This is a genomic window from Mesobacillus sp. (assembly GCF_049588175.1).
GTDB lineage: Bacteria > Bacillota > Bacilli > Bacillales > Cytobacillaceae > Mesobacillus.
Genome location: NZ_JBAVFI010000455.1, coordinates 1 through 7,220, shown reverse-complemented (window position 1 = coordinate 7,220; position 7,220 = coordinate 1). Strand labels below are relative to the sequence as shown.

The following is a 7,220-nucleotide window of genomic DNA, read 5'->3' as shown; positions in this document are numbered from 1 at the left end:
CATTATACATTTGCCCATAGGCTCAGGCAACTCTCAAATAAGAAAAGCGCAAGCGCCTTGGTCAGCCCCGACAAGCGCTGGCCGACTAAAACCGCCACGTCCTGTGGCAACGTCGGCACTAGTACATCCTGTACGTCGAAGGTCCGACCAGTGAAGTCGTTCTTTGACTTCATTGGGCGGACCGAAACCGAAATGTGTAGCCGACTGACCAGAAACGGAGAAACTGGAGACTCCGCCGGCAGAAGCAAAAAGCGCTTCTTTGTCAGAGTCTCCAGTTTCTGCGTTTCTGGGCAGTCGGCTACACATTTCGGTTTCGGTCCGCCCAATGAAGTCAAAGAACGCCTTCACCGTTTGGCCCTTCGACGGACAGGACGTCCTAGTGCCGACGTTGCCGCAGGACGCGGCGGTCTTAGTCGGCCAACGCTTGTCGGGGCTGACCAAGGCGCTTGTGCTTTTCTTTTAGGAATGGTTTAGAGCGATTTGAAATAGGATAGTTTAAAAAGGATGGGCAGAAGACTGATTTTGGATTTTGTCGAAGCAAACTGTTTGACATAGGCCTAAAGAGTTGGTAAATTTTAATAAAACCAATTAAGATAGTCGGATTAAAGTAAAAAGGGGTGGGTAAAATGGTACGCATTGCAAATTCAATAACAGAGCTTGTTGGCCAGACACCAATTGTGAAATTAAACAGACTTGTTGATGATCAAAGCGCCGATGTTTACTTGAAGTTAGAATATATGAATCCTGGCAGCAGTGTAAAAGACCGTATCGCTCTTTCGATGATTGAGGATGCTGAAGCGAAAGGCTTGTTGAGGCAGGGAGATACAATCATCGAACCTACCAGCGGGAATACGGGAATCGGCCTGGCGATGGTGGCTGCAGCGAAAGGCTATAAAGCGATTCTTGTCATGCCGGAAACGATGAGCATGGAGCGCAGGAATTTGCTTCGCGCCTATGGAGCCGAACTTGTATTGACTCCTGGTCCAGAAGGTATGGGCGGTGCGATCCGAAAAGCAGAGGAATTGTCTAAAGAACATGGCTACTTCGTGCCGCAGCAATTTGAAAATGCTGCAAACCCTTCGATTCATGAAAAAACAACTGGACCTGAGATTGTGGAGCAGATGGGTGACCAGCTCGATGCCTTCATTTCGGGGATTGGAACAGGCGGAACGATTACCGGTGCAGGAAAAGTTCTTCGTGAAAAATACCAGGATATTAAAATCATCGCGGTTGAGCCTGCTGACTCACCTGTTTTATCAGGCGGAAAGCCTGGACCTCACAAAATCCAGGGAATCGGCGCTGGCTTCATCCCAGGAGTCCTTGATACAAATGTGTACGACGAAGTCATCAAAGTAGAGAATGAGCAGGCTTTCGAATACGCCCGCCGCGCGGCAAAGGAAGAAGGCATCCTAGGCGGAATTTCCTCTGGAGCAGCCATCTATGCAGCTTTAGAAACGGCGAAAAAGCTTGGCAAGGGCAAGAAAGTACTCGCAATCATCCCAAGCAATGGCGAGCGCTACCTGAGCACACCGCTTTATCAATTCGAAGAATAAATTGTTTTGAAAGAGGCAGGCATAAAAGCTTGTCTCTTTTTTTATGGAATGAATTAGGAAGAATTCAACATACACAAGGCAACTAGGAGAAAATTGAGTTCAACCAGAAGAACGTTCTATGAACTGGAATTTAATGTTGAATGAAGTCCATTAAAGAATTCAATTTAATGTAAAAATTTGATGAAAACCCTTCAATTTTAACCATTTAAAAATGAAAGCGGGCTCTCCATCATGTATGATGGAAAAAGAGAAAAAAATAGGAGTGAAGAGCTTGCCGAGCTATAGCATTCAATCATTAACAATTCCTTATACAGCTTCACGTTTTTTTCATCAATACGATTATATTGCAAAGCAATACAATGAGCATATTATCCTGGAAAGCGGAAGGGGCGGCCGTTATAGCGTTGCTGCCTTCGATCCGAAGATTATTTTTTCAGGGAAAAATAATAGATTGACGATTACAAAGGATGGAGCTTCAGTTGAGCTTGAGGGGAATCCTCTTGAATTAATGAAGATTCAAATGGAAGAATATCAGGTTCCTGAAATAGATGATCTACCGGATTTTCAGGGCGGAGCGATTGGCTACCTTAGCTATGACTATGCCCGTTATATTGAAAAATTACCATCCATGGCCAAGGACGATTCGGGGATTCCTGAAGTGTATTTTCAGCTTTTCTATGACTGGTTTGTATTTGATCATCAGACTGAGCAGCTGTGGCTGATGGCGCTTGCTGAAGCTGGCCAGGAGGAGCAGGCAGAGAACAGGTTATCTGAATGGAAGCAGAGATGGGAAGCAAAAATCCCTGCACTAACAGAAATGGTATACATGCCTGCTGATAGTAGCTTAGAAGTTTCCATGGATGAGGCTGAATTCATAGAGGCGGTTGAGAGGGTCCAGCAGTATATCTCGCAGGGGGACGTTTTCCAGGTGAATCTGTCCGTAAGGCAGTCAAAGCCGATTGAAACGGAAGCGATGGAGGTTTACAGACAGCTCCGCACCCTGAACCCTTCGCCGTATATGGGTTATCTGCATACGCCGGGTTTCCAGCTCGTCAGCGGTTCGCCTGAACTTTTAGCAAAAATAAAAGGTTCGGAGGTAAGCACAAGGCCGATCGCTGGTACAAGATCTAGAGGCAGGACGAATGAAGAGGATCTGCATCTTGCCAATGAATTGATCAACAATGAAAAAGAGCGTGCTGAACATGTGATGCTTGTGGATCTCGAAAGGAATGACCTTGGAAGAGTGTGCAAGTATGGGACTGTTGAAGTCAATGAATTCATGGCGATTGAAAAATACTCCCATGTCATGCACATCGTTTCGAATGTGAGAGGGGAACTTGCTGAGGGTGAAGACTGGTTTGGTGTTGTCAATGCGGTATTCCCAGGTGGGACAATCACTGGGGCTCCAAAGGTGCGGACGATGGAAATCATTGAGGAACTCGAGCCGGTTAGGCGCGGACCATATACTGGATCGCTTGGCTGGGTCGGTTTTAACGGTAATATGGAATTGAACATTATCATCAGGACGATGCTGGTCAAGGATGGCAAGGCACATGTCCAGGCGGGTGCTGGTGTTGTTATTGACTCCATTCCCGCAAATGAGTATAAAGAATCCTTAAAGAAAGCAATTGCGCTTTGGAAGGCAAAAGAGCTTGCGGAGGGTCAAGTATGATTTTAATGATCGATAATTATGATTCGTTCACATACAATCTTGTTCAATATTTAGGTGAGATGGGTGAGGAGCTTAAGGTCATCCGCAATGACCAGACTACGATTAAAGGCATTGAGGAATTGAAACCTCAGTTCCTGATGATTTCGCCTGGGCCATGCAGCCCTAATGAGGCGGGCATCAGTCTTGAGGCGATCGAAAATTTTGCTGCGAAGACGCCGGTTTTCGGTGTATGCCTTGGCCATCAGTCGATTGCTCAGGTATTTGGCGGCGAGGTTGTCCGTGCGGAAAGGTTGATGCACGGGAAAACCTCCATGGTTTATCATGACGGCAAGACGATTTTTGCTGGACTGGAAAACCCATTTCCTGCAGCGAGGTACCATTCACTGATTGTAAAGAAAGACAGCCTTCCTGATTGTCTTGAAGTATCGGCTTGGACAGAGGAAGGCGAAATCATGGCCATCCGCCATAAAACCCTGCCTGTTGAGGGAGTCCAGTTCCATCCTGAGTCCATTTTGACTACATCAGGAAAGCAGCTGCTAAGGAACTTCATCTCGTTTTATAAATCAGCGCAAATGGAAGTTAAACTGTAATGTACGTATATATCAATGGGCAATTTGCCAAAAAGGAAGAAGTCATGATTTCTCCTTTTGACCATGGATTTTTATATGGCCTTGGAGTCTTTGAAACCTTTCGCATCTACAACGGCCACCCGTTTTTACTAGATGACCACCTGGAGCGGCTGAATGCCGGTATGAAGACGCTTAATATCGATGCAGCTTTTAGTCGTGAGGAAGTTTTAAAGATCTTAAAGGAGCTTTTAGCTAAGAATAGGTACAAGCACGCTTACATTCGTTTAAATGTATCGGCAGGCAACGGGGAAATCGGCTTGCAAACTGAGAGCTATACTGAGCCGAATGTCATTGTGTTTCCAAAGCCTCTTTCTCCTCCCGTAGAGATGGCCGAGAAAATGGCAGTGCTTTTAGATATAAAACGGAACACTCCCGAGGGCGGGGAGAGACTTAAATCCCATCATTACCTGAACAATGTGCTCGCAAAGCGGGAAATTGGGAACGCCCCGGATATGGAAGGCGTTTTTCTGACCCAAGAAGGCTTTTTATCAGAGGGGATTGTTTCGAATATATTTTGGTACAAAGACGGCATCCTGTTCACCCCTGCCATTGAAACAGGCATTTTGAACGGAATCACCCGCAGGTTCGTCATTGCGCTGGCCCGTGAGGCGGGTCTCACGGTTCGTGAAGGCTTTTACAAACAGGAAGAAGCAGAAGCGGCCGATGAGATTTTTCTAACAAATTCAATTCAGGAAATCGTCCCTGTCACCAGTTTTTCAGGAACGGATTACCCGGGAAAAGAAGGGCGTATCGTAAAAGCATTATATAAACACTATGAAGCTCATCGTGAAACACTTTGGAGCAGAATACAGTTGGGAGGGATCGTGAATGATTAAAGAGCAATCAACCTTGATAAAAGCAGGACAGTATACACTGGATTATGCCAATAAGACGTTAATCATGGGAATCCTGAACGTGACTCCGGATTCTTTTTCAGACGGCGGCAAGTATAACCACTTAGAAAATGCTGTACAGCATGCAAGGCAGATGATTGAGGATGGAGCGGATATTTTAGATATCGGCGGAGAATCAACAAGGCCTGGATATGAACGAATTTCGGATGCTGAGGAGATATCGAGGGTAGTACCTGCGATTGAGGCGATCACAAAGGAACTGCATATCCCAATCTCCATTGATACGTATAAATCAGAGGTTGCTAAAAAAGCAGTTGAAGCTGGAGCGGTCATCATCAATGATATTTGGGGAGCGAAGGCAGACCCGGAAATTGCCGATGTAGCTGCTGAAACTGGCGTGCCGATCATTTTGATGCATAACAGGAACGACCGTGATTATTCGAATTTTATCAGAGATGTTTTGAATGACTTGTACGAAAGCATCACGATTGCCAAAAAAGCAGGTGTGAAGGACGACCAAATCATCTTGGATCCTGGAATTGGTTTTGCGAAGGACTTGCCGGAAAACCTTGAAATGATGCGCCATCTTGGTACGCTCGTTTCACTCGGTTATCCTGTGCTGCTCGGAACTTCGAAAAAATCGATGATTGGCGGTGTGCTCGATCTCCCAGTTTCAGAAAGAACCGAAGGCACTGGGGCAACAGTTTGCTTCGGAATTCAGCAAGGCTGCCAGATCGTCCGAATTCACGATGTGAAGGAAATGTCCCGCACGGCTAAGATGATGGATGCTCTCATCGGAAAGGGTGATTTCAGTGGATAAGATTCATGTAAACCAAATGGAGTTTTATGGCTACCATGGAGTATTTCCTGAGGAAACAAAACTGGGCCAGCGCTTTGGCGTTGATTTAACAGTAGAACTGGACCTGTCGAAAGCGGGGAACAGTGACAATCTTGAGGATTCCGTCAATTATGGCGAGCTCTATCAGGTCTGCAAAGAAATTGTTGAAGGTGAACCATATAAATTGGTCGAAGCAGTTGCTGAAAAAATCGCTGGTATGATCCTTGAGCGTTTTTCTAGCGTTGAAGCATGTCATGTTAAGGTAATCAAGCCTGACCCGCCAATTCCTGGCCATTACAAGTCAGTTGCAGTCGAAATCACAAGGAGCAGATAAGAGTGGAAAATCAGGCGTATATAGCATTGGGATCCAATATGGGTGACCGGTATGAATATTTGAAGAAAGCAATTCTCCTCCTTGAAAGCCACGAAGAAATCACAGTGGCAAATACTTCTTCAATATATGAAACAGATCCGGTGGGCTTCACGGACCAGGATCAATTTTTAAATATGGCGGTACAAGTCTCTACGAGCTTAAAACCGCTTGAGCTTTTAGATGAATGCTTGAAAATCGAAGAAAAACTTGGGAGAAAAAGGGAAATCCGTTGGGGTCCACGAACTTTAGACCTTGACATTTTGCTGTATAATCATGAAAATATTGAAACAGAGAAGCTTACAATACCGCACCCTCGGATGAGCGAACGCGCGTTTGTAATCCTTCCATTGCTAGAAATGGACCCGAATCTCATGCTTCCCACCATGGAGAAGCCTCTGAAAACCTGGTTACAAAGTATACCTGATAAAGAAGGAGTACGAATATGGAAGCAGAAAAATGGGGAAGACGTATTCGCGCTTATCGAAAACTGAAGGGTTTTACACAAGAAAGCTTCGCAAAAGAGCTAGGGATATCGGTTTCGATATTAGGTGAAATCGAACGGGGCAACAGGATGCCTGATGACAGCTTGATTGTTGAAATAGCGGAATTTCTGGATGTTAGTATAGATGAATTAAGCCCACAGTAATGTTTTTATATAGTAATAAGATGCTATAAGGAGGAATCCCATGCTTAAGATTGGCGATATTGAAATGAAAAACCAAGTCGTCCTTGCACCAATGGCTGGCATCTGCAACTCAGCATTCCGCCTTACAGTCAAAGAATTCGGCGCTGGACTGGTATGTGCCGAAATGGTAAGTGACAAAGGAATCGTTTCTCAAAATGGTAAAACATTGGATATGTTATATATAGATGAACGCGAGAAGCCGCTGAGCCTTCAGATTTTCGGCGGTGAGAAGGAAACGCTTGTTCAGGCGGCGCAATACGTGGATAAGAATACAAATGCTGATATCATTGATATCAACATGGGCTGCCCGGTACCAAAAATCACGAAATGTGATGCAGGAGCAAAATGGCTGCTTGATCCAAACAAAATCTACGAAATGGTATCGGCTGTAGTTGATGCAGTTGAAAAACCAGTTACCGTTAAGATGCGTATGGGCTGGGATGAGGATCACATTTTTGCGATTCAAAATGCTCAGGCAGTTGAACGTGCTGGCGGTAAAGCAGTAGCTCTTCACGGACGCACAAGGGTTCAAATGTATGAAGGACATGCAAACTGGGATATCATTCGTGATGTAAAGCAGGCAGTGAACATTCCTGTTATCGGCAACGGTGATGTT

The 7,220-nt window shown here is 45.2% G+C and carries 10 protein-coding genes; all 10 read left to right on the top strand.

From position 1 onward, the window contains the following. Positions 1-150 precede the first annotated feature (150 nt). Positions 151-474, top strand: coding sequence for a hypothetical protein (locus WB217_RS11140; protein WP_423993297.1), 324 nt, complete (start codon positions 151-153; stop codon positions 472-474). Between the two features lie 152 nt (positions 475-626). After that, a complete protein-coding gene (cysK, locus tag WB217_RS11135) occupies positions 627-1,553 on the top strand; it encodes a cysteine synthase A (protein ID WP_423993296.1) in 927 nt (308 codons plus the stop codon). 238 nt (positions 1,554-1,791) lie between these two features. After that, positions 1,792-3,225, top strand: coding sequence for an aminodeoxychorismate synthase, component I (pabB, locus tag WB217_RS11130; protein ID WP_423993298.1), 1,434 nt, complete (start codon positions 1,792-1,794; stop codon positions 3,223-3,225). Next, positions 3,222-3,815: an aminodeoxychorismate/anthranilate synthase component II gene (pabA, locus tag WB217_RS11125; protein ID WP_423993295.1), complete on the top strand. Its 594-nt coding sequence runs from the start codon at positions 3,222-3,224 to the stop codon at positions 3,813-3,815. The genes pabB and pabA overlap by 4 nt, the downstream gene beginning before the upstream one ends. Beyond that, a complete protein-coding gene (gene pabC, locus WB217_RS11120; RefSeq protein ID WP_423993294.1) occupies positions 3,815-4,690 on the top strand; it encodes an aminodeoxychorismate lyase in 876 nt (291 codons plus the stop codon). The genes pabA and pabC overlap by 1 nt, the downstream gene beginning before the upstream one ends. After that, positions 4,683-5,528: a dihydropteroate synthase gene (gene folP / locus WB217_RS11115; RefSeq protein ID WP_423993293.1), complete on the top strand. Its 846-nt coding sequence runs from the start codon at positions 4,683-4,685 to the stop codon at positions 5,526-5,528. The genes pabC and folP overlap by 8 nt, the downstream gene beginning before the upstream one ends. After that, positions 5,521-5,880 (top strand): dihydroneopterin aldolase, encoded by a 360-nt coding sequence (gene folB, locus WB217_RS11110; RefSeq protein WP_207503218.1) that lies wholly within the window; start codon positions 5,521-5,523, stop codon positions 5,878-5,880. The genes folP and folB overlap by 8 nt, the downstream gene beginning before the upstream one ends. A 2-nt stretch (positions 5,881-5,882) precedes the next feature. Next, positions 5,883-6,410: a 2-amino-4-hydroxy-6-hydroxymethyldihydropteridine diphosphokinase gene (folK, locus tag WB217_RS11105; protein ID WP_423993292.1), complete on the top strand. Its 528-nt coding sequence runs from the start codon at positions 5,883-5,885 to the stop codon at positions 6,408-6,410. Beyond that, a complete protein-coding gene (locus tag WB217_RS11100; RefSeq protein WP_423993291.1) occupies positions 6,362-6,565 on the top strand; it encodes a helix-turn-helix domain-containing protein in 204 nt (67 codons plus the stop codon). The genes folK and WB217_RS11100 overlap by 49 nt, the downstream gene beginning before the upstream one ends. A 40-nt stretch (positions 6,566-6,605) precedes the next feature. Beyond that, on the top strand, positions 6,606-7,220 hold a 615-nt coding region (gene dusB / locus WB217_RS11095), incomplete at its 3' end, for a tRNA dihydrouridine synthase DusB (RefSeq protein ID WP_423993290.1).